The organism is Christiangramia forsetii KT0803, assembly GCF_000060345.1.
Taxonomy (GTDB): domain Bacteria; phylum Bacteroidota; class Bacteroidia; order Flavobacteriales; family Flavobacteriaceae; genus Christiangramia; species Christiangramia forsetii.
Genome location: NC_008571.1, coordinates 395,133 through 420,104, shown reverse-complemented (window position 1 = coordinate 420,104; position 24,972 = coordinate 395,133). Strand labels below are relative to the sequence as shown.

General features: G+C 35.9%; 20 protein-coding genes. 6 read left to right on the top strand and 14 right to left on the bottom strand.

The window, feature by feature from the left end:
• Nucleotides 1-161: 161 nt before the first annotated feature.
• From GFO_RS01740 to GFO_RS01725, 4 genes are all read right to left on the bottom strand, one after another.
• Nucleotides 162-1,520 carry a glucoamylase family protein gene (locus GFO_RS01740; protein ID WP_011708287.1) on the bottom strand — a complete coding sequence of 453 codons (1,359 nt, stop codon included), beginning with the start codon at nt 1,518-1,520 and terminating at the stop codon, nt 162-164.
• Between the two features lie 4 nt (nt 1,521-1,524).
• Nucleotides 1,525-2,955 carry a RagB/SusD family nutrient uptake outer membrane protein gene (locus GFO_RS01735; protein WP_011708286.1) on the bottom strand — a complete coding sequence of 477 codons (1,431 nt, stop codon included), beginning with the start codon at nt 2,953-2,955 and terminating at the stop codon, nt 1,525-1,527.
• A gap of 27 nt (nt 2,956-2,982) precedes the next feature.
• Nucleotides 2,983-6,093, bottom strand: coding sequence for a SusC/RagA family TonB-linked outer membrane protein (locus GFO_RS01730; protein WP_011708285.1), 3,111 nt, complete (start codon nt 6,091-6,093; stop codon nt 2,983-2,985).
• Nucleotides 6,094-6,320: 227 nt separating this feature from the next.
• Nucleotides 6,321-9,062 (bottom strand): helix-turn-helix and ligand-binding sensor domain-containing protein, encoded by a 2,742-nt coding sequence (locus tag GFO_RS01725; protein ID WP_011708284.1) that lies wholly within the window; start codon nt 9,060-9,062, stop codon nt 6,321-6,323.
• A gap of 92 nt (nt 9,063-9,154) precedes the next feature.
• On the opposite strand from GFO_RS01725, the gene GFO_RS01720 reads away from it, so the two are divergent.
• From GFO_RS01720 to GFO_RS01700, 5 genes are all read left to right on the top strand, one after another.
• Nucleotides 9,155-10,855 (top strand): sulfatase family protein, encoded by a 1,701-nt coding sequence (locus GFO_RS01720; protein ID WP_011708283.1) that lies wholly within the window; start codon nt 9,155-9,157, stop codon nt 10,853-10,855.
• Between the two features lie 89 nt (nt 10,856-10,944).
• Entirely contained in the window at nt 10,945-12,204 is a 1,260-nt protein-coding gene (locus GFO_RS01715) for a putative DNA modification/repair radical SAM protein (RefSeq protein ID WP_011708282.1), read from the top strand.
• Entirely contained in the window at nt 12,204-12,980 is a 777-nt protein-coding gene (locus GFO_RS01710) for a TIGR03915 family putative DNA repair protein (protein WP_011708281.1), read from the top strand. Before GFO_RS01715 ends, GFO_RS01710 begins: the two co-directional genes overlap by 1 nt.
• An 84-nt stretch (nt 12,981-13,064) precedes the next feature.
• Entirely contained in the window at nt 13,065-13,262 is a 198-nt protein-coding gene (locus GFO_RS01705; RefSeq protein WP_229664758.1) for a hypothetical protein, read from the top strand.
• Nucleotides 13,263-13,336: 74 nt separating this feature from the next.
• Nucleotides 13,337-13,582, top strand: coding sequence for a hypothetical protein (locus GFO_RS01700; protein ID WP_041250206.1), 246 nt, complete (start codon nt 13,337-13,339; stop codon nt 13,580-13,582).
• A gap of 154 nt (nt 13,583-13,736) precedes the next feature.
• Here the strand turns inward: GFO_RS01700 and GFO_RS01695 are convergent, their stop codons facing one another.
• The 10 genes from GFO_RS01695 to rsgA all read right to left on the bottom strand — a co-directional run bounded on the left by GFO_RS01695 (nt 13,737) and on the right by rsgA (nt 24,240).
• A complete protein-coding gene (locus GFO_RS01695) occupies nt 13,737-14,714 on the bottom strand; it encodes a polyprenyl synthetase family protein (protein WP_011708278.1) in 978 nt (325 codons plus the stop codon).
• A gap of 58 nt (nt 14,715-14,772) precedes the next feature.
• Entirely contained in the window at nt 14,773-15,816 is a 1,044-nt protein-coding gene (gene rlmN, locus GFO_RS01690) for a dual-specificity RNA methyltransferase RlmN (protein WP_041250205.1), read from the bottom strand.
• A 72-nt stretch (nt 15,817-15,888) separates the two neighbouring features.
• Nucleotides 15,889-16,938, bottom strand: a complete 1,050-nt coding sequence (gene queA / locus GFO_RS01685) for a tRNA preQ1(34) S-adenosylmethionine ribosyltransferase-isomerase QueA (protein WP_041250204.1) — start codon at nt 16,936-16,938, stop codon at nt 15,889-15,891.
• A 90-nt stretch (nt 16,939-17,028) separates the two neighbouring features.
• Nucleotides 17,029-18,246: a 3-phosphoshikimate 1-carboxyvinyltransferase gene (locus GFO_RS01680; protein WP_011708275.1), complete on the bottom strand. Its 1,218-nt coding sequence runs from the start codon at nt 18,244-18,246 to the stop codon at nt 17,029-17,031.
• A 29-nt stretch (nt 18,247-18,275) separates the two neighbouring features.
• Entirely contained in the window at nt 18,276-18,530 is a 255-nt protein-coding gene (locus GFO_RS01675; protein ID WP_011708274.1) for a hypothetical protein, read from the bottom strand.
• Entirely contained in the window at nt 18,530-18,856 is a 327-nt protein-coding gene (locus tag GFO_RS01670) for a nucleotide pyrophosphohydrolase (RefSeq protein ID WP_011708273.1), read from the bottom strand. The genes GFO_RS01675 and GFO_RS01670 overlap by 1 nt, the downstream gene beginning before the upstream one ends.
• A complete protein-coding gene (locus tag GFO_RS01665) occupies nt 18,822-20,867 on the bottom strand; it encodes a transglutaminase family protein (RefSeq protein ID WP_011708272.1) in 2,046 nt (681 codons plus the stop codon). Before GFO_RS01665 ends, GFO_RS01670 begins: the two co-directional genes overlap by 35 nt.
• Nucleotides 20,868-20,871: 4 nt before the next feature.
• Nucleotides 20,872-22,788, bottom strand: coding sequence for a DUF3857 domain-containing protein (locus tag GFO_RS01660; RefSeq protein ID WP_011708271.1), 1,917 nt, complete (start codon nt 22,786-22,788; stop codon nt 20,872-20,874).
• A 52-nt stretch (nt 22,789-22,840) separates the two neighbouring features.
• The gene (dtd, locus tag GFO_RS01655; RefSeq protein WP_011708270.1) at nt 22,841-23,293 is read right to left on the bottom strand and encodes a D-aminoacyl-tRNA deacylase; all 453 of its coding nucleotides are present in this window, start codon (nt 23,291-23,293) and stop codon (nt 22,841-22,843) included.
• Nucleotides 23,293-24,240: a ribosome small subunit-dependent GTPase A gene (gene rsgA / locus GFO_RS01650; RefSeq protein ID WP_011708269.1), complete on the bottom strand. Its 948-nt coding sequence runs from the start codon at nt 24,238-24,240 to the stop codon at nt 23,293-23,295. The genes dtd and rsgA overlap by 1 nt, the downstream gene beginning before the upstream one ends.
• A gap of 82 nt (nt 24,241-24,322) precedes the next feature.
• Here rsgA and GFO_RS01645 point away from each other — a divergent pair, with 82 nt between their 5' ends.
• Nucleotides 24,323-24,970 carry a hypothetical protein gene (locus GFO_RS01645; RefSeq protein WP_011708268.1) on the top strand — a complete coding sequence of 216 codons (648 nt, stop codon included), beginning with the start codon at nt 24,323-24,325 and terminating at the stop codon, nt 24,968-24,970.
• Nucleotides 24,971-24,972 lie beyond the last annotated feature (2 nt).

The following is a 24,972-nucleotide window of genomic DNA, read 5'->3' as shown; positions in this document are numbered from 1 at the left end:
CTTCCTATAGTTATTTCGTCACCCTGAACTTGTTTCAGGGTCTCTAGTTCCTGTTGTAATTACTAACGTCCCGAGATTCTGAAACAAGTTCAGAATGACGTCATTTATCAATTTAGGACACTTTACGGATATACAATAATTGAATAACTTATTTTAAAATTCTAATAGGAAAACCCTAATTTGTCTAATCCGGTTTTTATTTCAGGATTGGCCATAAATAAATTCCATGGCAATTGAGTTCGATAATTTTCTATCATAGCCACAATTGGTCCCTGATCTATTGCCAGGTAACCATCGGCAACCCAGTTGTATTCTTCAGAAAAAGCATCATAAAATCCGAGGTCTCCCCACAGAATATCACCTTGCTCTTCATAAAAATATCTCATCGCAGCCATAGACTCTTCCGGAGTATATGGAAAAGAGGATAATGCGGCAGTAGGAGTTATGACTCCAAGATCATTGGTAGGGCTATGAGCCGCATATCCTGTTCTGCTATCTGATGCCGTTAGGCCCCAGGAATCTGGTCCATATCCTTCAAAATTCTTAGGATTATCTACACAGTAATTATAATTAATCAAACTATGAGCCTCGTTTTGCTGCCAATAATTAGCATATTGATCCTGAAGATTTCTTGGATCAAGACCTATAAAAGAATAATGACTGAAAAACAATGGGCCGCCATAAGAAGGTCCCAAAGGCATATTTATTCCATAATGTGACCGGTTGTTTACCATATTTCCATTAGATGCCCACCCCTGGGTGTAAACATCTTTAGTAATCGGGTACGTAGTAGATGAAGCTGCAAGTACATATACTATTAAAGCCTCATTCCAACCTTTAATTGGCAAATTTATAGCGAATTGATTATTTGGTGACCAATGCCAGTAAATTACATCTTCCCCCTGTGTATACCAATCCCATTCTACATTTTCAAATATTTTAGTAATCCTGGAATCTATGTCTTCATCTTGAAAATATTCACGACATATAAGTAATCCCTGAATAAGAAATGCAGTTTCCACAAGATCACCTCCATCATCAAGATCGCTAAAAGGACGGGTATTTGCCGTGCTTCCAAGGTACCAATGTGAATAGGCTCCATGATAGGTAGGTACGGTTTCCAGGAAGTCCAGAATTTTATCTAATCTCGCTAAAGCATCACCACGACTTATCCAGCCTCTTTCTACCGCAGTAGGAAATGAAGCAAGACCAAAGCCTGTTCCTCCAGTGGTTACAATATCTGCTCCCTGACCTCCATAAGCATCATCCTGCGATCGCTCTCTAGCCATTCCGCTATTTGATTCTGCAAAATCCCAGAAATATTTAAAGGTTTGTTCCTGTACCAGCTCCAATAGTTCAGAATCTGAAAGAGAAACAATCTCTTCTTCCTCTTCCTCCTTTTCTTCAGGTTTTTCTGTAACAGGTTCCTCGGGCACCTCATTGGTACCCGAATCACTACTGCAACCTATTATAGCTAAAACAAAAAATAGTAAACTTAATGTCCTGAATTGTTGTATCATAAAATTACCATCCTGGATTCTGCTCCATTTCTGGAGTTTGAATCAATTGATCGTTAGGTATCGGGAATAACTCATGCTTACCAGTTTGAAATGGTTTACCATGCTCCTGCATTACCTCAGCTGCCTCGCCTGTTCTTATAAGATCGAACCAACGATCATGTTCCATAGCAAGTTCTAGACGACGCTCTTTCCAAATTGCCTGTCTTAGAGCTTCCTGGCTGAGTCCTGTTTTAGGTGCTATATCTACTCGCTCTCTAACCATATTTAGGAAATCTTCAGCTTGCGCAGTCTGACCCAATTCATTTAAAGCTTCAGCATAGATCAGCAGCACTTCTGCATATCTAAGAACTCTAATATTCTTATCGCCATCTCCTTCACCGGCATTATCACTAGAGTATGCTTTCTCGTTATACCTTGGATTCTCAACAGCTGGATCTACTTCTCTTCCATCCCACAAAGTTTCACCTGCAAAAACAATTGTTGCATTCTTTCTTATTTCATCTTCTTCTGAATCAAAAGCATTTACAAGATCTTCAGTTGGAGTATTGAATCCCCAACCCCAACCACTAGGTCCACGAGCACCTTGGGTTGAAGAATATTGCTGAATTCCGTGAGCAGGAATTTCTCCTCTCCCCTGTAATTCGAAAATAGATTCCCTACCGTTTTCTGTAGATTCCCTCCAAATGGTAGCATAATCATCCTCCAACTCATATGTTCCAGAAGTAATTACACTATTTGCTGCATCTGCAGCTGCTTGCCAATCTTCCTGATATAAATGAACTTTAGATAACAGTGCCTGCGCAGCTCCGCTTGTAGCTCTTCCAAGATCTGATGCTGCATACTCTCCTTTAGCAGGTAAAAGCTGAATAGCATCGGTAAGATCCTGTTCTATATAGGCGTATACTTCTTCAACAGGAGCTCTTTCAACCAAACTTACATGTTGTAAAGGTATTGGCCCAAAAGATCTTACCAACCAGAAATAATTTAACGCCCTTAAAAATTTGGCTTCACCTATTAGTCTATCCTCTAAATTATCTGAATCAGGATTTTCTGTATAGAATTCCTCAGTAAATTCGATGGAAAGCGTTGCTCTGCCAATCGTTTTATACCATTGCGTCCACATAGCTCTAACTGATGGAACCGATGTGGTATGTGTTAAACCATCTAATAGATTTTTATCTGCACCCGTATCTGTTGGCGCACTTCCTTTATCAGCATTATCCGAGATGATTTCGGTAATCCCCAAATAAGAAAATGCATAGGCAAAATCGGTATGTCTACCGTATATTCCGTTCACAAAATCTACAGGTACATTGAATTCTCCTCTTTCTTCCGCAGTAGGATCAACAATCTCCACATCCTCTACAAACTCTTCATCACAAGAAACGATGATAAGCGAAAACAGGAGTAAATGAATTAAATTTTTTAGTCTCATATCCTTTGTTTTTTATCTTTTTAATAGTTACAATTGAAAGTTCGCGCCTATAATAAAGGAACGAGTTGTTGGATAAGCTGATAACTCAATACCAGTTGTTTGCTTTGGATTCCCGTTCTGATTTAATTCAGGAGTAAAACCAGAATAATCAGTGAACATAAAAGGATTCTGCAAAGTGAAATAGATTCTTGCACTATTAACAATAGACATATCTTTTAAAGTATATCCAACTGTCATATTATTGATTCTAAAAAAGTCCCCATCTTCCAGATAATAAGAAGAAGCGAGGGCGTCCCTATCAGCTCCAGGAGCGGAGTTAGTTGAACCGGGCCCTGTCCATCGGTTATTAAAAACTTCTTCGGAAATATTCTCACCGCCTAATCTGGTATTTTTAAGTCCATTATACACTTTATTACCTCCTACACCATAACCATCAACACTGAAATCAAATTTTTTGTAGCTAGCACCAAGGCTTACCCCATAATTAAGAGTAGGTATATAAGAGCCGAAGTATTTCTTATCCCGATCGTCAATAACTCCATCATCATTTTGATCTACATATCGTAAATGTCCTGGAGCGGCATTACCTACTGAAGCATTATTATCAATCTCCTGCTGAGTTTGCCATACACCATCTGCCTCATACATCCACCAGGCAAATAGTGGCTCTCCTTCTTTCAATCTTTTAGTAATTTGACCATTTCCTAAACTACCCCCAATTTGACCGTCAAAAGCTTCACGAACATTTTGAACTGTATTCTCATTGGTAGAAAGGTTTACCCCAATATTATAACTGAAATCATCATTGATATCATCACTCCAATTAACAAGAAATTCAAACCCTTCGTTTACAACTTCAGCTGCCTGTGCAAGGAAGTTACCTTCTGCCGCGGAGTTCAATAATGGAGTAACTTCAATAATCGCATTTGTATTCGTTCTTTGGTAATAATCTATAGTACCTGATAATCTTCTATCAAATAAACTATAGTCAAATCCAACTTCCCATTCTTCTGTGGTTTCCCATTCTAGAGTTTCTACCGGACTACCAAAAGCGGCACCTAATATCAATGATTGAGATGGACCAAACACATAATTTGTATTTCTACTACCTTCCCCAGAATTCACCTGTTGAATATTAATAGGAACATTTGCATTTCCTATCTCTCCCCATCCTGCAAAGAGTTTAAAATAGTTTAATACATCATTATTCTTCAAGAATTCTTCATTGGTAACCGTCCAACCAACACTAAATGCCGGGAACGTCGCAAAGTAGTTATCTCCTGTAATAAAGTTACTGGAACCGTCTCGTCTAACCACTGCTCTTAAATAATACTTCTTGTCAAAATTATATTCCATTCTGGCAAAGTATGATTGCAGGTTTGTAGATTGACTAAATTCCTGTGTAACCGTATTGTCAAAAAAGTTGGCAGTTCTTCTGCTAATTTCTCGAAGACGTCTCTCTTCAAAAACATCAAAGGCCTGAGCTTCCAAAAATTCCCTTCCTCCGAAATTCTCGCGACTCACACCTACAGTTGCATCTATATTATGATTACCAAATGATTTTTCAAAGGTTAGAAAACCTTCTAAATTCCATCTGAAGAAGTTTTCATCACGAACTTCATAAGAGTTGTTGGCGAATTCCGTGGATATAGAACCATCCCCGTCTTCATCAATTCTTCCCTGTTGAAACTGCTCCAGGGTTCTTCTTGGATCAGCATTCAACCAACGTTCTCTGGTTGGGTTATAGGAATACCTTTTATAGTAAAATTGAGTTGCACCAAATCTTGTAGTTAGCGTCAAATAATCTGTAAGATCAAGTTCCGCAGTGATTTGCCCTTGTAAAGTAGTGGTATTAATCTCATCATCTGCAAAGAAAACATCTGCTACGGGGTTACCATGAGAGTTTAATCTACCAACAGACTCCCCTTCTTCACCAATATAATTTACAATTCCTGTAGTTTGATTAACATAAGATTGTCCATATCTCCCATTAGGATAGAAAACAGGTACAAGAGGTGACTGCCTGTATGCATTACTAAATGAACCAAATGGCTTAGGCGATTCGTCGGTATAACTAATATTTAGATTTTGAATAATTCGAAATCTGTCATCAAACAAATGATAAGTATTATTATTTCTAATAGTACCCCTGCTATAGTTACTTTCCTCTAAAATTCCTTCTTCGTCGTAATAATTATAACTAAGAAAGTAATCTATGTTTTCTCCAGAACCTGAAACAGAGAAACTATTATTGGTAATTGTTCCGTTTTGAAGCAATTCATCATACCAGTCTGTTTCAAAAGGTTGATTTTGCTGAAGCTGAAAACCTCCTGAAGCTGCACTCTCTTCGTTAAAATACTCTATATACTGAGAAGCACTAGCCATTTCGACCTGATTCAAAACCGTGCGTATACCATAATAGGTATCAAAACTAAATGTTGGCTTTCCCTTACCTCTTTTAGTGGTAATTAGGATAACTCCGTTTGCAGCCCTGATACCATATATATTTGCATAAGAAGCACCTTTAAGAAACTCAATAGATTCGATATCATTAGGACTAATATTTTTAATATCCTGAACCGGCTGACCATCTACTACATAAAAAGGATCTCTACCACCTTCTGCAGTACCAAGCCCTCTAACCAGGACAGTTGGAGTGGAACCGGGAGCATCATTGGCAATAATATTAACACCCGCTACTTTTCCCTGAACTGCCTGAGTTGCAGTTAATGCCGGTTGCTTTACAATATCCTCTGATTTTACCGAAGCTATAGCCCCTGTAATATCAGATCTACTCTGGCTACCATATCCTACAACCAACACTTCATCTAATTGACCAGCATCCTCCTCCAGAATTACTGAATAATTTGAACTACTGGTAATTTCTACATTCTGCGGAGAGAACCCCAGGAATGTTACTCTAAAGACATCTCCAACTTCAACATTTTCCAGTGTGAAATTTCCGTCAAAATCGGTTACATCAAAAATCTCCTTACCGTCAACTTTAACTTCTGCTCCCGGTAATGGAACCTGATCGGCACCTGTTATTGTACCGCTAATGGTTTTGGTTTGTTGCGCATACGATAGCCCAGAGAATACTAGAAAAATCGCACAGGCGAAGAATAGTTTTACTTTCATACTCGTTAGATGTTTTTGCTTGATTTGTATTAGAAAGATACGCTGTAACGTAATCTTAACGCAATCGTTGTAGTACACAACTACTACATCAAACTAATTTAATCAATAAAAACCTGTATATCAAGTATTTAAACAACTAATGAAGTATATTTTGTGCTGTAAATAATATATATGATGTACTAATGTTGTGGTAAATTTTAGGAATATTTCACTATTGAATTAAGAGTTTAAAAATTTTTTATAAGAAATTTTGTCAAATTCACATCACTTTCCAAGTCCATCTTTTTTCGTAATCTATATCGGTGAACTTCCACTCCCCGAACTGAAATTCCCATTAACGGAGCTATTTCTTTTGAACTCAGATTCATTTTAAGATAGGAACAAAGCTTTAGATCTTTACTCGTAAGTTTTGGAAATCTCTCCAAAACATCCTTAAAAAAGTCTTCATGAACCTCATTGAAGTTAGTTTCAAATACTTTCCACTCATCCTTATTCTTTACCGCATTATTAATTTTGTTCATTATATGCTTTAATCGAAACTGATTTGAAAACTTACTTTTATCCTTATTTAGCTCACCCTGGATCTCCATGAGAACTTCGTTCTTTTTTGCAGCCATCATTGTTGTATTGGCCAATTCTTTCCTTTTCAGGTCAATTTCATTCATTAGGCGCTCCTTCTCTATTCTATTTAACCTTTCGGAATGCTCCTTTTCAAATTTGTCTTCAAGTTCCAACTGATGCTTTCTAAGCTTTTTTTTATTCAGCCAGTAAATAAAAATGATAGTACTTATAAATAATAAAACATAGACAGTTTTCATCCAGACAGAAAAATACCATGGTGGAGCAATACTAAAAAAGAATTTTTTTGTTGAAGCATTCTCTTTATTACTCCCAGCTGCGTTTAATTCTAATTCATAATCACCATGCTTTAGATTTCTAAAATTTAATACTCCATCTTTGAATGAACCATTTAAAACTTCCTCTCCTTGCAGGCTATATTTTAACCCGGTAGCTTCAGAAACAGGTAACCCCGCCTTTAACGTAATGCTCCTTGAAGTTTTATAAGGAATAACCGGTGATTCAGAAAGTGGATAGCGTTGCAATTCATCTGAAAATTCCTTTAGATAAGGAGTGCTTATCCATTGATTCGCATCTTCAGCTTTTAATCGGTTAAGATTCAACCTGGCAAATCCATCGTTTAGAGTTATATAAAAAATGGAATCATTTTCTTTGATAAAATTCTCATTAGACCTTACAAGCCTGTTATTCAATCTTTCTGATGAAATAACAATTTTATTGTCTTTTAAATCTGTAATGATAATAGATCCGTTCTCAGAATTAGCGAAAACATAATCGGCATTTTCTTCAAAAATTAGTTGTGAATTACCGAAAACATTCAGCTCATTAAAATTTTCAAAATCATCCTGAAAAGGATTGTATTTAAACCACTTGTCATTCACATAAATGACAATCTGCTTATTCAACTCATAGAGCTTAGGATTAAAATTTGCTTTTCCACCTAGCGCCTGTATTTTTTTCACTTCCAAATCCTTGAAATTGTCATGAAAAACCTTATAAATACCTTCATAAGGATGAGCCGCCCATATAATTGATTCCCCATCTAGAATAATATTCTTTACCGGAAAATTAATAGCACCTAACTCCCTGATTTCATTATCCTTTTTATCATACAAACTAATTCCCGTATAGCTTGAAATCAATAATTTATTAGCCTCCTCATTTACTTTCTCAATACTAAAACTACCAGTTCTGGATTCTATGGAGATAAATTTACTGTCTACAATTTTATAGATACCTGTGTTATGATTCGCATATAAAACATCGTCTATAACTTCCAGATTCCAGGTATGATCTTCAGCATTATCTATTAATTTTAATGTGCCATCAAAAAAGCTGTAAATACCAGTATTACTAGCCAGGTAGTATTTCTCCTGATATTTCTGTATATCATAAACTGCCCCTAATTCACCGGTATTATCCGTATAAAAAATTATAGGTGCTTTCAGGTTCATCATATCAACACCTTTATCTAATGCTAACCATAATCGCCCCCGATCATAACTCATCCCCAAAACTGTATTATTCTGTAAGCCGGATGTTCTATTAAAAACCTGAAATTCTCCGGTATCTATATTATAATTAATTATCCCATTTTTTATAGTACCTAAAACGATCTCTTTATCTGAAACTGAAATTACATGATTCAATTCTGATTTTTCCAATAGGTCATTAAGCCTATTGTCCCAAAAAAGTGAAAATTTTCCATCATAATAAGTGTAAAGAGATTCCTTTCCTCCAATAAACAAAGTATCTCCTTTAGCTTCAATATCTACAATATTGACTTCGTTTAGAATACCCTGGTTACCTTCTAAAGCCACAATCTCCTCATTAGCATCAAAATATACCAACCCATCTTTTCTTGGAGCCATTATTAATTTATCCTGAAAAACTCCTAAAGAAGTAGATACAATATCATGAACCTTAGACACCTTATTATCTTCATACTTATAAACCGCCCCGAAAGACCGAAAAAATATTGCCTTTTTATAAGCGATTATTTCCCAGAATTCATCACTCTGCATATCGAAATCAGACATTAAGGGAGAAAGAGAGTTATAAACCATTTTACCATCTACCTGAGTTTCCCAATAACCAAACTCCTTGTAAGAACCCGTGTAAATCCTGCCCTCATGAGGATAGACAGATCTTATTATTGATTGACTTTGCAAGGGGAATAATTCCCAGCTTAAACCATCAAAAACCAGCAAGCCCCGGTTGTTGGCAGTATAGACAACACCTTTTTCATCCAGTGCGATATCCCAATTTTGACTGGCGCCAGGATATTCAGCAGGAGAATAATTTTGTATGGGTGGTACCAGTTCCTGAGAATAAGTGCTATTTATTGTCAATACTAATAATATCAGGTATTTAAGAATATTTTTTTTCATCCTGTATATAGGTTTGTGCAGTCATTGAGCAGGTGAAAAGTAATAATTTTCAAGGAAAACTTTCGTAATTTCCATGTTCAAAATAAATTATCATGCAGAAATCTTCCAATTTGAAAAAGTATAATTTTCTTTTCCTTCTAATTTTGTCTTTTCTGCTCGGCAGTTGTAGCGAGAAAAAAAATAAGAACACCAACGATAAAGAGTCTGAAGCCAAAAGACCAAATATTGTTTTTATTATGACCGACGATCATGCTGCTCAGGCAATAAGTGCATATGGCCATCCTGTTAGCCAAAAAGCTCCCACTCCAAATATTGACAGGATTGCAAATAATGGTGCCAAATTTTTAAATAATTTTTGTACTAATTCTATTTGCGGACCCAGCAGGGCAGTAATACTTACAGGTAAGTTTAGCCACATTAATGGTTTTAGAATGAATGGTGAAACCTTTGACGGTTCTCAACCAACTTTGCCTAAGTATTTAAAAAAAGCAGGCTATCAAACTGCAATTGTAGGGAAATGGCATTTGCATGGAAAGCCACAGGGTTTTGATTATTGGAATATTCTTAAGGATCAGGGAAATTATTACAACCCTGAATTTATTCATAAAAACGATACTTCTATCGTTAATGGATATGCTACAGATATAATAACCGATATGGGAATAGAATATTTGGAGAAAAAGAGAAAAAAGGATGAACCCTTTTTCTTAATGGTTCACCATAAGGCACCGCACCGTAATTGGATGCCTCCTTTGAGACATATCAACACTTATGATTCCATTACATTTACGTTGCCAGATACTTATTTCTCTAAACATGAAAACCAGGTTGCTGCACAAGAACAACTTCAAACTATTTATGAAGATATGTATGAAGGTCATGATCTAAAAATGACCATTTCTAAAGGGAGTGACTCTCTTAGACATAATCCCTGGAAAACAGATTTTAACAGGATGAGCAAGGAACAACGTATCGCGTGGAATGATGCTTATAGACCGAAAAATGACGCCTTTCATGATGCTAACTTAACCGGTAAAGACCTGGCCGAATGGAAGGGTCAACGCTATTTGAGAGACTACATGGGTACAGTTGCTGCCGTTGATGAAGGTGTAGGAAAAATTCTTGATTACCTGGAAGAACAGGGACTTACCGAAAATACAATTATCGTTTATACTACAGACCAGGGATTTTATCTGGGAGAAAAAGGAATGTTTGACAAACGTTTTATGTACGAAGAATCTCTAGCCATGCCTTTATTAATCCAATATCCTAAAGGCATCAAAAAAGGAACTACTATAGATGCCTTAACTCAAAACCTCGATTTTGCACCTACTTTTTTAGATTTTGCCGGTGCTGAGATTCCAGAATCTATGCAGGGAAAATCACTTCGACCTTTATTAAGCGGAAATAATCCAGACGGGAACTTTAGAGATGCTGTGTATTACCACTATTATGATTTCCCGGCCTTCCACATGGTAAAGCGTCATTATGGTGTAAGAACAGAGCGTTATAAATTGATCCATTTCTATGATGATATCGATACCTGGGAATTATATGACTTGAAAGAAGATCCTAAAGAAGAGATTAATCTATATGGTAGTGTGGAGTACGAAGAAATTCAGAAAAATCTTCATGAAAAATTAAAATCTCTTCAGAAAAAATATGAGGTTACAGAAGAAGAATTTAAAACTACCCCAAAGGAAAAGGTAGAACAGGTATATAGAAATTTTGCCCGTCTGGCTGGAGAAGATCCAGAGACGTATCCACAAGAGAAAAACCTAAGTTTGAATTAGGCCTTTTTTTAATGATTAGCGTCAAAACTTAATCTGAAATTTTATTCACTAATTGGAATTTTTCCTAATTTTGGAAAAATTCCAATTCTATGGACTTTGACCGAATAAAGGAAAAGCTTAGCATTCTAGCCGATGCAGCTAAATATGATGTCTCCTGCTCTAGCAGCGGAAGTAAAAGAAAAAATACTTCTAAGGCACTTGGGGATTCTTCAGGGATGGGTATTTGTCATTCCTATACAGAAGATGGCCGCTGTGTATCGCTGCTAAAAATTCTACTTACTAATCATTGTATCTTCGACTGTGCTTATTGTGTGACACGAAGAAGTAACGATATAAAGAGAGCTGCTTTTAAAGTTCAGGAAGTGGTAGATCTTACCATTAGCTTTTATCGTCGTAACTATATCGAAGGCTTGTTTCTTAGTTCCGGAATTTTCAAAAGTGCAGATCACACTATGGAACGGCTAATAAGAGTCGCTAAAAAGTTAAGGGAAGAAGAAAACTTCAACGGATATATACACCTTAAAAGTATACCTGGTGCCAGTGATGAACTTATGCGTGAAGCAGGATTATATGCAGATCGGTTAAGTGTAAATATTGAAATCCCTACAAAATCAGGTTTAAAACTATTAGCACCAGAGAAAAATCATGAAGATTTTATGAAGCCTATGAAAAAGGTTAAAAATGAAATCATTCAATACAAACAGGAATCAAAACTTATAAAAAGCACTCCAAAATATGCTCCAGCGGGACAGAGTACCCAAATGATCATTGGAGCTACAGGAGAAAGTGATCGTGATATCATGTATTCTTCGGCATTCTTTTATAAGAATTATAATATGAAACGGGTCTATTATTCAGGATATGTTCCAATAAGCAATGATCCCAGACTTCCTGCTCTCAATTCCCAGGTTCCAATGCTCCGTGAAAACAGACTTTATCAAACAGATTGGCTCATGCGGTTCTACGGTTTTGATATTAGAGAGTTGTTAAATGATGAATTTAAATTCCTGGATATGGAAATAGATCCTAAGCTAAGCTGGGCTTTGAGAAATCGCCATTTATTTCCGGTAGATATAAATAAAGTAGAAAAACGACTACTGTTAAGAATTCCTGGTATTGGATTAAAATCGGTGAATAAAATTATCAATGCGAGAAAATTTAGAAAACTAAACTGGGATCATTTAAAGAAAATAGGGATCGCCATGAATAGAGCGAAATATTTTATCATTTGTGATTCCCGGGAAAAGGAGCTTAAAGAAGTCTCCAGTGAAAACTTAAAATCTATAATTCTTCAAAATTCCCAAAGTAAATTCAGAAAAGATATAGGCACTCAATTAAGTATCTTCTAATGAATGATAAAGTCTTGCAATATGATGGTAGTTTTACAGGATTTCTAACCTGTGTTTTCATTGCTTACGAGCAAAAAATAACTATAGTAGAAATTATTCCAGTAGGGGAAGATCAAAACCAACTCTTTAGCGATACTGAAGTTATAATTACTGAAGAAAATAAGGCTATACGGGTACAAAAAGCATTGAAAACTAAAATCTCTTCAATGGGTTTAAAAAGGATTAAGTGGGCTTTTCTTAGTGAAGCCAAAGGAGTTGAAATTAGATTATATGAAATGATTAGGTATATTTTTTCCAGCCAGGAAAAAGTAGACCATGATTTCTCCCACCCTAGTGTATTGTATATTGCCAATGTAGCAAAACAAGTAGGCAGAGAAAAACACCGAATGGAAGCATTTGTAAGGTTTAGACTTACAAAAGATGATATTTATTTTGCCATTATTGAACCAGATTTTAATGTTTTACCAATAATTACCAGCCATTTTAAAAGCAGGTATGCAGATCAAAAATGGTTGATCTATGATATAAAGAGAAAATTTGGAGTTTATTATAATCTATCGAAAACCGAATATGTCTCGATAGAATTACCTGAAGATTTGGGCATTTCCGGCGGAAATTCAGAATATTTTGATCTTGGAGAAATCTACTTTCAGAAATTATGGAAAGAATATTTTGATTCTACCAATATCAAAAGCCGAGTAAACATGAGGCTTCACGTACAACATATCCCCAAACGTTACTGGAAATATTTAAGTGAAAAGAGTCCTTTTGCATAATTAAAATTTGTTTAACTTTGCTTCTTCAACTAATTAAACATTTTAACAATGAAAAAATTATTTTTACTATTTGCTGTTGCAACAATGTCTCTTTCAATCTACTCTTGTAGAGAAACTACTGAAGAAAAAACCGAAGATGCCGTAGAAGAAATGGGTAACGACATCGAGGATTCTGCTGAAGAAGCTGGTCAAGAAGTAGAAAACGCTGCTGAAAATGCAGGAAACGAAATGGAAGAAGAAGTAGAAGGAACTGACGATATGAACGCAGATGATGATATGTAATCATTTTCTTTCTTAATAAAATTAAAGCCATTCTTTGAATGGCTTTTTTTAGTTTAACCCCTAAAATATTCAAAATGAAAAAAGCATTAATTTTAATTATGGCTGCAATTTTCAGCCTTTCAATCTATTCTTGCCGTGAAACAACGCAAGAGAAAACTGAAGAAGCTGCAAAGGCAATTGGTGAAGACATCGAAGCCGGAGCAGAAGAGGCAGGTGAAAAAATCAAAAAAGGAGCAAAAAAAGTAGGAGAAGAAATCGATGAAGAGATTCACGAGACAGATGATGTGAATGGTGAAGAAGCTACAGACGATGCTGCTTAATTAAGGTAGATTTCAAAAAAGAAGCTGTCTAGAAAGTAGCCGCCGCCGTCATCCTGAATTTATTTCAGGATCTTAAAAAATTGATGATCAATATATTTTAGAAGCTGAAATAAATTCAGCTTGACGAAAAAGTGACTTTTGAGACAGCTTCTTTTTATTTCTTTCTTTCAATAACGTAATTCACCATAAGTTCAAGACTTTCCCGGTAAGATGAGTTTGGGTAATCTTCCAGGATTAGTAATGCTTCTCGCTGAAATTCTTTCATTCTACTTACAGCATAGTCCAGACCACCTTTATCTCTCACAAAATTTATCACTTCTCTTACCCGTGCCCTATCCTTATTATGATTTTTAACTGAATTAATCACCCAGTTTCTTTCCTTTTCAGATACATTATTTAAAACATAAATTAAAGGCAAAGTCATTTTTTGTTCCTTAATATCTATTCCTGTTGGTTTCCCGATTTTTTGGGTTCCATAGTCAAAAAGATCATCTTTAATCTGAAAAGCCATCCCAATCAACTCCCCAAATCTTCTCATTTTCGCAATTTCGTTGCTTTCAGGTTTAACTGAAGCGGCTCCCAGGCTACAACAAGCTGCTATTAAGGTAGCAGTCTTCTGCCTTATAATATCGTAATAAACCGCCTCTGTAATATCAAGCCTTCTGGCTTTTTCTATTTGAAGAAGTTCCCCTTCACTCATTTCTTTAACCGCAACCGATATGATCTTTAAAAGATCGAAGTCATTATTATCTATAGAGAGTAAAAGTCCTTTTGAAAGCAAATAGTCTCCAACCAGCACTGCGATCTTATTTTTCCATAATGCATTTATGCTAAAAAAACCTCTTCTTCGGTTAGAATCATCTACCACATCATCGTGGACGAGGGTTGCCGTATGTATAAGTTCAATAACTGATGCTCCACGATAGGTTCTTTCGTTTACACTCCCTTCGGAAACCATTTTGGCAACCAGGAAAACAAACATAGGCCGCATTTGCTTCCCTTTTCGGTTTACGATATAATGGGTAATACGATTTAGAAGCGCAACTTTGGAAGACATGGATTCGAAGAACTTTTTCTCGAAAAGATCCATCTCTTTCTCAACGGGAAGTTTTATTTGGGAAATAACCTTCATAAAGGCCGTAAATATACATATTTAAACCGAAGAAAAGCCTTCTTGAAAACTTATGAACCTAAGCAGATTTATTGGCCAATTGACCACATGCCGCATCTATATCTTTTCCTCTCGAACGCCTCACGGTAACAGTTATTCCATTGCGTTCTAACATATCCTGATACATATTGGTGGCTTCTATAGCTGCTTGTTGGAAATTACCGTCATCTATAGGATTATATTCAATCAGGTTCACCTTGCAAGGCACGTATTTGCAAAACCGTACTAATGCCTGGGCATCTTCCCTGGTATCATTAATATCTTTCCAGACTATATACTCATAGGTGATTCTGCTTGTTGTTTTTGAATACCAATACTCTAAAGCCTCCCGAAGGTCTTCTAACGGAAACGTCTCATTAAATGGCATTATCTGGGTTCTCACCTCATTTCTCGCCGAATGTAGGGAAACAGCTAATTTGATCTTAGCTTCATCATCAGCTAATTTTTTAATCATCTTAGGAACACCTGAAGTTGAAATTGTTATTCGCTTGGGAGACATTCCAAGGCCTTCAGGAGAAGTAATCTTTTCTACCGCCTTCATTACATTATTGTAATTCATAAGAGGCTCTCCCATTCCCATAAATACGATATTCGAGAGTGGACGATCAAAATACAATCTGCTTTCATTATCTATGGCAACCACCTGATCATAGATTTCATCCGGATTAAGGTTACGCATTCTTTTCAATTTTGCTGTAGCACAAAATTGACAATCTAAACTACAACCTACCTGCGATGAAACACACGCAGTAGTTCTTGATTTGGTAGGAATTAAAACTGACTCTACGGTAAGAGCATCATGAAGTTTAACAGCATTCTTAATAGTTCCATCACTGCTGCGCTGCATTCTATCTACCCGAATATGGTTAATCACAAAATTATCCTTCAGCATTTGGCGCGTCTCTTTTGAAATATTGGTCATATCGTCAAAAGAATGAGCTGCTTTACTCCATAGCCATTCGTAAACCTGGGTTCCACGGAAAGATTTATCCCCTTCAGCAACAAAGAATTTCTGAAGTTGTTCTTTCGTTAAGGCCCTTATGTCTTTCTTCCTGTCTTTCACACCGCAAAAATACAAAAGACCTCCCAGGTTTTGAAAACCTGGGAGGTCTAATTAAAATTATTCAATGTTTTACTATATAATCAGCATGGCATCACCATACGTATAGAATCTATATTTCTCCTTTACAGCCTCCTCATACGCTTTCTTCATAAAATCATGACCTGCGAATGCCGAAACCATCATTAACAACGTAGATTTTGGAGTATGGAAATTCGTGATCATACAATTCGCGATATTAAAATCGTACGGAGGGAAAATGAATTTATTTGTCCATCCACCAAATTCATTTAAGGTTTGATCTGAAGAAACAGCACTTTCCAAAACTCTCATTACCGTTGTTCCAACTGCACAAACTCTACGTTTTTCAGTCTTTGCGTTGTTAATTACCTCGGTTGCATCTTTAGTAATAAATGCTTCTTCGCTGTCCATTTTATGTTTTGAAAGGTCTTCTACTTCTACCGGGCTAAATGTCCCCAGTCCAACATGAAGCGTAACTTCAGCAAAATCAATACCTTTTATTTCCAGTCGCTTCAAAAGATGCTTAGAAAAGTGCAATCCAGCGGTAGGCGCTGCAACAGCACCTTCGTTCTTAGCATAGATCGTTTGGTACCTATCCTCATCTGAAGGCTCTACGTCCCTTTTAATATATTTTGGAAGTGGAGTTTGCCCGAGCTCCTTTAATTTGATCCTAAAATCACTATAAGAACCATCATATAGGAATCTTAAAGTTCTCCCTCTTGAAGTAGTATTATCTATTACTTCAGCAACAAGACTTTCATCTTCACCAAAATATAATTTATTCCCAATTCTAATTTTTCTTGCAGGATCTACAAGAACATCCCATAGTTTGGTTTCAGGATTTAACTCTCTTAATAAAAAAACCTCGATTCTAGCTCCAGTTTTCTCTTTATTACCATATAATCTGGCCGGAAAAACTTTGGTATTATTAAGAACCATCACATCTTCCGGCTCGAAATAATCTATTAAATCTTTAAATTTTTTATGTTCAATTGTCTGCTCTTTTCGGTTGAGAACCATCAATTTCGCTTCGTCGCGATTTTCAGATGGATACTCAGCCAAAAGTTCCTGTGGCAGTTCAAAATTGAAATTCGAAAGTTTCATTCCCATAGTTCCTGTTTTAAAAGCTGCAAATATACAATCTCAAGGTAGGGGTTGTCAAGTAAATGAGTATTTATTTGGAGATTAAATAAATTACCGCACTAAAAAATCTAATTTTTTTAGATCTTTCCAAAAATCAGGATAGGATTTAGACACTACATCTGCATCTTTAATAGAAAGAGGAACCTTTTGCGCAAGTGGTGCAAACGCCATCGCCATACGATGATCGTTATAGGTTTCTACCTCAACATTTTCATTAAGAGATTTGCAAGGCAAAAGGTGTAAATGGTCATTAGTGATCTCCACTTTTGCACTAAATTTTTCCATTTCATTTTTTAAAGCCTGAAGCCGGTCGGTTTCTTTAATTTTTAAGGTATGTAAACCCTCTAATTTACACTCAAGTCCAAGTGCCAGGCAGGTTACCGCTATTGTTTGTGCAATATCGGGTGAATTCCGAAGGTCTTCGCAAATTCTTGAAGAACGTGTTCCTTCTTGTTTTTTAAGAACAATACTATTTTCCTGAAATTCAGTCTCAACCCCGAAATGTTTATAAATCTCGGCCAAACATGAATCTCCCTGCCTACTGGTTTTTCTATAATTTGAAAGTTTTATTTCTGCAGTATCTGTTATTGCCGCGATGCTGTAAAAATAAGAAGCAGAACTCCAATCAGATTCTACTGCAATAGTAGCAGGCGCTATAGATTTAGCAGGTTCTATATAAATTCGATCATCTTTAAAAGTCCCTTTTATTCCTGCATGTTGCATGATTTCCAGGGTCATTAAAATATAAGGGGTAGAAGTTATCTGGCCTTCGAGTATGATCTCAAGGCCTTTAGGTAATGATGCTCCAATGAGCATAAGTGCCGAGACATACTGGCTACTTACATTAGCATGAAGTTTTACCGAATCTACATGCAGCTTTTTTCCTTTTATTAATAATGGTGGATAACCCACTTCATTCTTATATTCGATATTGGCACCCATCCTTTGCAATGCATCTACCAAAAGTCTGATGGGTCTCTCTGTCATTCTTTTACTTCCGGTAATTTCTACATCACATCCTTCTTTAGAAGCAAAATAGGCGGTAAGGAATCGCATGGCTGTACCGGCATGATGTATATCTATCACGCCAGAACCCTTCTCCAAAGCATTTTTCAATACGGTAGTATCATCGCTATTAGAAAGGTTCTCTATTTGAATATCTGGATAAAGAGCCTGCAGGATTAGTAATCGATTCGATTCACTTTTAGAACCAGTAATCTGCAGTTCTGAAATTAAGTTTTTATTTGAGTTTTGAAGTGATAGGGTCATTTCAGAAAATAATAGAATGAAATACTAAATTAGTCTTTCTTTTCCTTTCCACGAAACTGCCCGAAGGCTAAAATAAAACCATATAAAAAAGCGGCTAAGAGCTGACCGATTATAAATCTATAAATTTTGCCATCTGCCGTCCTTTCTTCAAAAAAGGTCGCAAAAGCAAACTCACCATATTCAAAGAAAATAGTGATTACATTATATAATACCAGAAACGAAAGGCCGAGCCAGAAAACAGATTTCCAGAAAGGTCTTTGAGAAATAATTGATTTAAACTTCATTATTTCAGCTTTTCGTTATTCTTATGCCGGTCTTTATCTCTTTCTGTTTTTATATCCAGCTTTCTATCAAATGCTTCCTGAAGATCCACTCCCGTCTGATTCGCTAAACAAAGCACTACAAAAACCACATCGGCAAGTTCTTCTCCAAGGTCTTTATTCTTATCACTTTCCTTTTCGCTCTGTTCACCATAACGACGAGCAATAATCCTGGCCACCTCGCCAGTTTCTTCAGTAAGTTGAGCCATATTGGTTAATTCATTAAAATAACGAACCCCATGCTCTTTAATCCAGTTATCTACCGCTATCTGCGCGTTCTTCAAATCCATCTTCCAGTTCTTTCTCCAAAACTATAGCTTCGCTCTGTTTTTTAATAATATTATCGTAAAACTTTTTTAGAAACTCATATTCTGAAGGCAGAAAAGCTGTCTTATTAATATCAACTTCTGAAGTAACTCTTATTATAGAATTACTGTGATGAACGATATATCTGAATTGCCCCCAATCATCGCCCAGATTAACAACGCTACTTTCCGGAATGGACGCCACTTTGTATCCACTAGGAATCATTATATTAACTGTCTTTGATTTTTTCTCAGGAAAATCAAAAAAGATTGGATAAACTCTATCGGCAGTTTTAAATGGATTTTCGGTCATCGTATCAAATAACAATGGAGTCATATAAATCTTATTGCCTATAACATCAAGAGAATTTGTTAGCTCAAAATTATATTTTTCGGTAATTTTCTGACCTACATTCTCCTTATTTTCAATATGATAATCAGATATATTAAGGCCCTCATTTCCTGATTTTATGAGATCTAAATAATCCCGCTCATTAGTTTTAAAATAATTATTCCGAAAGTCTTTTGCAAAAAGTCCTTCATAGATATTATTATACCTTCCTACTATAGATCCTTCTTCAACTTTTACACTTATCTGGGATCTCAGTTGGGAATGTATATTAGGTCTTAAATTAATCCAGGCTGAAGTTCCATCGTCCCGAATAATTCTACCCTGCCAGTTTCTTGCCCTCTTTGGAAGTTCACCTACAGCAGAAAATGGATCTGAAGCATCCATTAAAATAATATTGTCTGGGAATTCTACACCTGCAACCACATAATTAAACCCGTTTCTGGTAGGAAACAAAGGTATACCATGAGAGGTTGTACTAAGAACAACGGGATGTGCATTTATACCAGCATATTTCAACATGGACGTAAGAAGTATATTGATATCTCCTATGTTTCCAGAACCTTCCTTAAAAGCTTTTTTAGTTCCGCTTTCCGGAGAGAAACCTAAATAATCATTCCACTTTACTTTATGTTTCACATAATTAAAGATCTTATTAACTTTCATCATTGGATCTGACAACCCGGCCAGTACTTCGTCCAGTTCCTTATCATAAAAACTATCTCTGTTCAATTCATCAGCAATCCCAACATCGCTGTAAATAGACTTAGCCACTCCTTCCCAATCTTCTGAATAATTCTCTATCGTAGAATTAGGGAACTTAGTAAACATGAGTTCCCAATCTATAAATGCTGCATAATTTTGTAAATTATCTACATGGGATTCTTCTTTTAAAGCGGGAATATTCGTTTGATTTATTGAATACACATTCTGCATATATTCAACTCTATTATTAGAAAAGGAGTTTTTAGTGACATAAAACCCACTACGCTCACTGCTGGAATATGTATAACTAAAATTATCCTTGCCTTCCTCAAGGTCAAAATCTAAAGGAGATCTCAAATTAAAATACAGGCTAAAAGCGAAAAATTCGGGGATTTTCACCTCTAATTCCAATTTATTTAACGGTATGAGATATTGCAAAGATGTCTTCCCAATGGAACCCAGAAAAGGTGATTTAATTTTATAGATATACTCAATTACACTGCCTTCTTTTACGGCAGGCATAGTAAACTTAGTCACTTCATTGTACCTGGAGTAGTCTTCCTCAAAAATTTCATCATTTCTAAGCTTTTCTTCTTCTACCTTACCATCTATTAAATTATAAGTATATCCTTTTAACTGGATCAGACTTGCTTCATCTGTTTTGCTCTTATATTTTTTTATTTCCTTTGTTGCCCAATCAAAGCCTTCCTTATTATAGATCTTGATCCTTTCGTGTATTTCGGTGACAAGCTGCAAACCCTCCTGCTCACTAAAGTCATAATAAACTCTCTGCCCTCGGTAAAGCACTGCTGCATTTGCTTCTTTATTACCGGGATGTTCCTTTTCGCTAATTTCTTCTTTTGAAACTTTACCGAACTTAAAATTTTGAGCATTCGCTTGAACTATTGTCAATATTGAAAGAACTAATAAAAATCTTCTCATAAATTTAGGTTTTGGTATTGGCTATTATCACCGCTTTTTGATTATTAATGCTGTGTACTTTATTTATAAATTCTCTAAAATTTTCAAATTTTTCAGGTAGCCACTCCCCTTCTTCCATTTTCAAATAACGATCCACAACTATATAAGTTTTTCCTTCTTTTTCAACCTTATTAATATTGAATATCAATTCTCCAAATTCTGTTTTCAGCTTTTGAGATTTTGGTAAAGCTTCAATAGAATAATTTACCGGAAGCTGATAACTAATTTCATTCTTATAAGTTTTACCTCTTTCAATCTTTAGGTTATTCTTTCTATTTTGAACCCTGTCCACTTTTAAATTGAATTCTTTCAAAAAATTTAAAGGCAATAAAAGCCTATTTCCTGCCTTACTACAAAGATGAGCACCACTAAATTCTAAGTTCTCTACAAATTCTATTTTGCGCTTATCGTTACTAAAATTTATTTTTTCAAAATTTATATTCTGGAGATAAGAAAATTCTTCCCGGTAATATCTTTTTTGCTCCTTTTCAATTTGATTTTCTATTAGATAGATATCTCCGTAAGGCACACCGTAACTTGTTCTTTTAATTTCAGCATCAAAACCACCATCCTCTTTAAGAACTACTAATGTATTTGCAGTCTGAAGATTTTCATCTGCCGAGTATCTCTTAGTTTTAACGATCTCTCCGCCTTCGGGTTTCAATTTTAAAACGAACCGGTTGTCTGTAAAATCTCCTAAATAATTAAACGGAGTGTCCTGGCTTGTACATTCTAACCAGATATCTTCCTTATTCTCTTGTGGAATACTTAAAATAATGTGATTACCCTGCATTTTGGTGAAATCAGGATCTATATCCCGTTTTGTTCCACCATAAACAACCGTATAATTAGACTCTATCCCCTGGGAAGCCAGCAGGGCCATAGTGTAATTACTCAATCCCTTACAATCACCATATCCCAGCCTGTCAACCTCTGCCGCCGTATAGGGTTTCCATCCTCCTATCCCTAGCATTACGGCTATATATCTTGTATTATTCTGAACATAATTATAGATGATCCTGGCTTTTTCCTCGATGGTCTCAGCGCTTTTGGTGAGATTTGACATTTTACTAACGATTGCGTCTGGTAAAACATCTCTTCCGGCTACCAGATTATCATATTGCCATTTTCCAAAATTTTCCCAATCGGTAGATTTTCCACGAATTCCTTCAAGCTCATATTCTTCCAGCGCAACAAGTAATCTTGGAGCAAAACTCTCTAAGGAAGGACTTAAGGGTTCATAAGTAATAGCAGGTATGTTTCTCGCTGAATACTCAAGTTCCAGGTTAGAGTTGGCGGAAATTATATCCAGACTATCCAGATTTCGCTCAGAAAAACGAACTGGAATTTCAGTATTATTAGTTAGCTTATAGGTAGATTTCTGAACACTTACATTAAAACCCTCGAGCGGCCACCAATCAGGTAAAAATACACTATTCCCTTTTCTAATTTTACTGGTATATTCAACGGTATAAGGATATGATCTTGGTGTATAATCCAGGTAACTTATTCTATTATCAGAGAAAAGAACAAAATTTTGAAAATTACTCTGGTCTTTAAAATCTCTTTTTTTAATCTTCTTTATTTCCTCACCCTTTGCATTATAAATTATAGCTTCCTGGTCAAGAATGGAAACTTCATCATCATAATTTTCATAGGCATCGATGTAGTGTTCTCCAGATTCATTAAAGACAGTTACAACCCTTCTGGTTGTAATCTCAATATTATCAACGTCATTAATTTCCAGATGTAAAGTGTTTTCACGAACTAAGGCATTGGCATCGATAAGCATTTTGAGATCAATATCGCTTAACAGATAATTTTCCTGGCTATGTAGGTTAGCAATAAAGCCAAGAAAACAAACAAGAAAAAGTTTGTTCATTTAGGGATGTAAAATGAAAATTTTCCCGCAATATATAAAAAATTAACTCTTTTTAACGTTTTTCTTTCGAATCTATTATAATTGTTACCGGACCATCATTCAGGAGTGAAACTTTCATATCTCCACCAAATATACCAGATCCAACATCTTTACCTAGTTCGTTTTGAAATTTGGAAATGAATTTTAAATATAATGGCTCGGCAACTTCAGGCTTAGCAGCCTTTATATAACTTGGCCTGTTACCTTTTTTGGTGCTGGCATGCAAGGTAAACTGGCTCACAATAATCGCATCGCCATCTACACTCTTAAGAGATTCATTCATTACCTCATCTTCATCATTGAAAATTCTCATATTGATGATCTTTCTACAAAGCCAGTCAATATCTTCTTCATTATCTTCATTTTCAATTCCAAGTAGAATCAATAAGCCATCCCGCATTACTGCACAAACTTTATGATCTACGGTTACAGATGCTTCTGAAACCCTTTGTATTACAGCTCTCATTATTTCTGATATTGGTCTACTCTATAATTATCTTCCTCGCCCTCCATAATCTGTAAATAACTTTTATACCTGGACCAGGCAATTTCTCCTTCTTCCAGCGAGTCTTTTATGGCGCACTTCGGCTCTTCAATATGAAGACAATTATGAAATTTACAATCTTGTTTCCTTTCAAAGAATTCCGGGAAATAATCACCAATCTCTTCACGATCCATATCTACCACACCAAAACCTTTAATTCCAGGAGTATCAATAATACGGGCATTAAAACTTAGATCAAACATTTCAGCAAAAGTAGTAGTATGCTGTCCCTGGCTGTGCTGCCTGGAAATTTCAGAAGTTTTAAGGTCTAAAGCAGGTTCTATGGCATTGATCAAAGTCGACTTTCCGGTTCCACTATGCCCGGAAATCATACTGGTATTTCCTATCATCTTATCCTTAACTTTATCTACATTCTTTCCGTTTTTGGCAGAAATACCAATGCATTCATATCCAGCGCTGCGATATAACTCGGCAAGATATTTCACTTCAGCAAGTTCTTCAATAGAATAGGTGTCCACTTTATTAAAAAGAAGAACCGCAGTAATATCATAGGCTTCTGCGGTCACCAAAAACCTGTCAATGAAAGTGGTTAATGTTGGTGGATTATTAAGTGTAATGAGCAAAAAAACCTGGTCTATATTCGAAGCGATGATATGTGTTTGCTTTGAAAGATTAACCGATTTACGAATAATATAATTTTCCCGCTCTTTTATCTTTTTAATTACTCCGGTCTTCTCTTCTACTCCCTCTTCAAGATCAAAACTCACCTCATCACCTACAGCAACGGGATTGGTACTTTTAATTCCCTGAATTCTGAATTTTCCTTTTATCCTACATTCGTAAAATTTGCCATCTTCAGCCTTTACCTGATACCAACTTCCTGTAGATTTATAAACCGTTCCCTGCATTAGTTAAATAAAACTAAAATTCATATTAAATTTCTTAAAAATATTAAGATATATTTGTCGTATTCATTTTTAACATACCAACATGTACAAATTTACTTTTAAATTTTTCATGGCCATGCTATTCTTATTCAATTTGAATTCAGCACTGGCCCAAACAAATCTTTATCAGCATCCAGAATTTGATCAAAAAACAGCTGATCACAAGATTATTGCAATTATTCCCTTTGACGCAAGTGTAAATCTGCGACCAAAGCAAATGAAAGACATGTCTCCGGAACAGATGACTAATCTTGAAAAAGATGAGGGCTTATCTATTCAATCTGCCATGTATTCATGGTTCTTGAAACGTAAAAAACGTGGCGATCTTAAAGTAGATCTTCAGGATCCTAAGAGAACCAACGCCCTGCTAGCCAAGGCTGAAATTACAGATATAAAGCTTCATACTTCTGAAGAAATCGCACAACTTCTAAATGTAGATGCCATTATATCCGGTACTTTTGAAACAGACAAACCAATGTCTGATGGGGCTTCTATTGCTTTGGGACTGTTAGTCGGATTCTGGGGAAGCACCAATACCGCCGTAATTAACATGAGCGTTAATGACGCTACAGAAGGAGAACTTCTTTGGAATTATAATAAAAAAGTTAGAGGTAGTCTGGGTAGCGATAATGATGCCCTCATAAATACATTGATGCGAAAAGCTTCAAGAAGATTAGGCTATACAGATTAAGA

What these genes read in the sequence shown, in the direction of transcription:
- GFO_RS01740 (WP_011708287.1), bottom strand. Translation starts at nt 1,520, where the DNA reads ATGATACAACAATTCAGGACATTAAGTTTACTATTTTTTGTTTTAGCT.
- GFO_RS01735 (WP_011708286.1), bottom strand. Translation starts at nt 2,955, where the DNA reads ATGAGACTAAAAAATTTAATTCATTTACTCCTGTTTTCGCTTATCATC.
- GFO_RS01730 (WP_011708285.1), bottom strand. Translation starts at nt 6,093, where the DNA reads ATGAAAGTAAAACTATTCTTCGCCTGTGCGATTTTTCTAGTATTCTCT.
- GFO_RS01725 (WP_011708284.1), bottom strand. Translation starts at nt 9,062, where the DNA reads ATGAAAAAAAATATTCTTAAATACCTGATATTATTAGTATTGACAATA.
- GFO_RS01720 (WP_011708283.1), top strand. Translation starts at nt 9,155, where the DNA reads ATGCAGAAATCTTCCAATTTGAAAAAGTATAATTTTCTTTTCCTTCTA.
- GFO_RS01715 (WP_011708282.1), top strand. Translation starts at nt 10,945, where the DNA reads ATGGACTTTGACCGAATAAAGGAAAAGCTTAGCATTCTAGCCGATGCA.
- GFO_RS01710 (WP_011708281.1), top strand. Translation starts at nt 12,204, where the DNA reads ATGAATGATAAAGTCTTGCAATATGATGGTAGTTTTACAGGATTTCTA.
- GFO_RS01705 (WP_229664758.1), top strand. Translation starts at nt 13,065, where the DNA reads ATGTCTCTTTCAATCTACTCTTGTAGAGAAACTACTGAAGAAAAAACC.
- GFO_RS01700 (WP_041250206.1), top strand. Translation starts at nt 13,337, where the DNA reads ATGAAAAAAGCATTAATTTTAATTATGGCTGCAATTTTCAGCCTTTCA.
- GFO_RS01695 (WP_011708278.1), bottom strand. Translation starts at nt 14,714, where the DNA reads ATGAAGGTTATTTCCCAAATAAAACTTCCCGTTGAGAAAGAGATGGAT.
- queA (WP_041250204.1), bottom strand. Translation starts at nt 16,938, where the DNA reads ATGAAACTTTCGAATTTCAATTTTGAACTGCCACAGGAACTTTTGGCT.
- GFO_RS01680 (WP_011708275.1), bottom strand. Translation starts at nt 18,246, where the DNA reads ATGACCCTATCACTTCAAAACTCAAATAAAAACTTAATTTCAGAACTG.
- GFO_RS01675 (WP_011708274.1), bottom strand. Translation starts at nt 18,530, where the DNA reads ATGAAGTTTAAATCAATTATTTCTCAAAGACCTTTCTGGAAATCTGTT.
- GFO_RS01670 (WP_011708273.1), bottom strand. Translation starts at nt 18,856, where the DNA reads ATGGATTTGAAGAACGCGCAGATAGCGGTAGATAACTGGATTAAAGAG.
- GFO_RS01665 (WP_011708272.1), bottom strand. Translation starts at nt 20,867, where the DNA reads ATGAGAAGATTTTTATTAGTTCTTTCAATATTGACAATAGTTCAAGCG.
- GFO_RS01660 (WP_011708271.1), bottom strand. Translation starts at nt 22,788, where the DNA reads ATGAACAAACTTTTTCTTGTTTGTTTTCTTGGCTTTATTGCTAACCTA.
- dtd (WP_011708270.1), bottom strand. Translation starts at nt 23,293, where the DNA reads ATGAGAGCTGTAATACAAAGGGTTTCAGAAGCATCTGTAACCGTAGAT.
- rsgA (WP_011708269.1), bottom strand. Translation starts at nt 24,240, where the DNA reads ATGCAGGGAACGGTTTATAAATCTACAGGAAGTTGGTATCAGGTAAAG.
- GFO_RS01645 (WP_011708268.1), top strand. Translation starts at nt 24,323, where the DNA reads ATGTACAAATTTACTTTTAAATTTTTCATGGCCATGCTATTCTTATTC.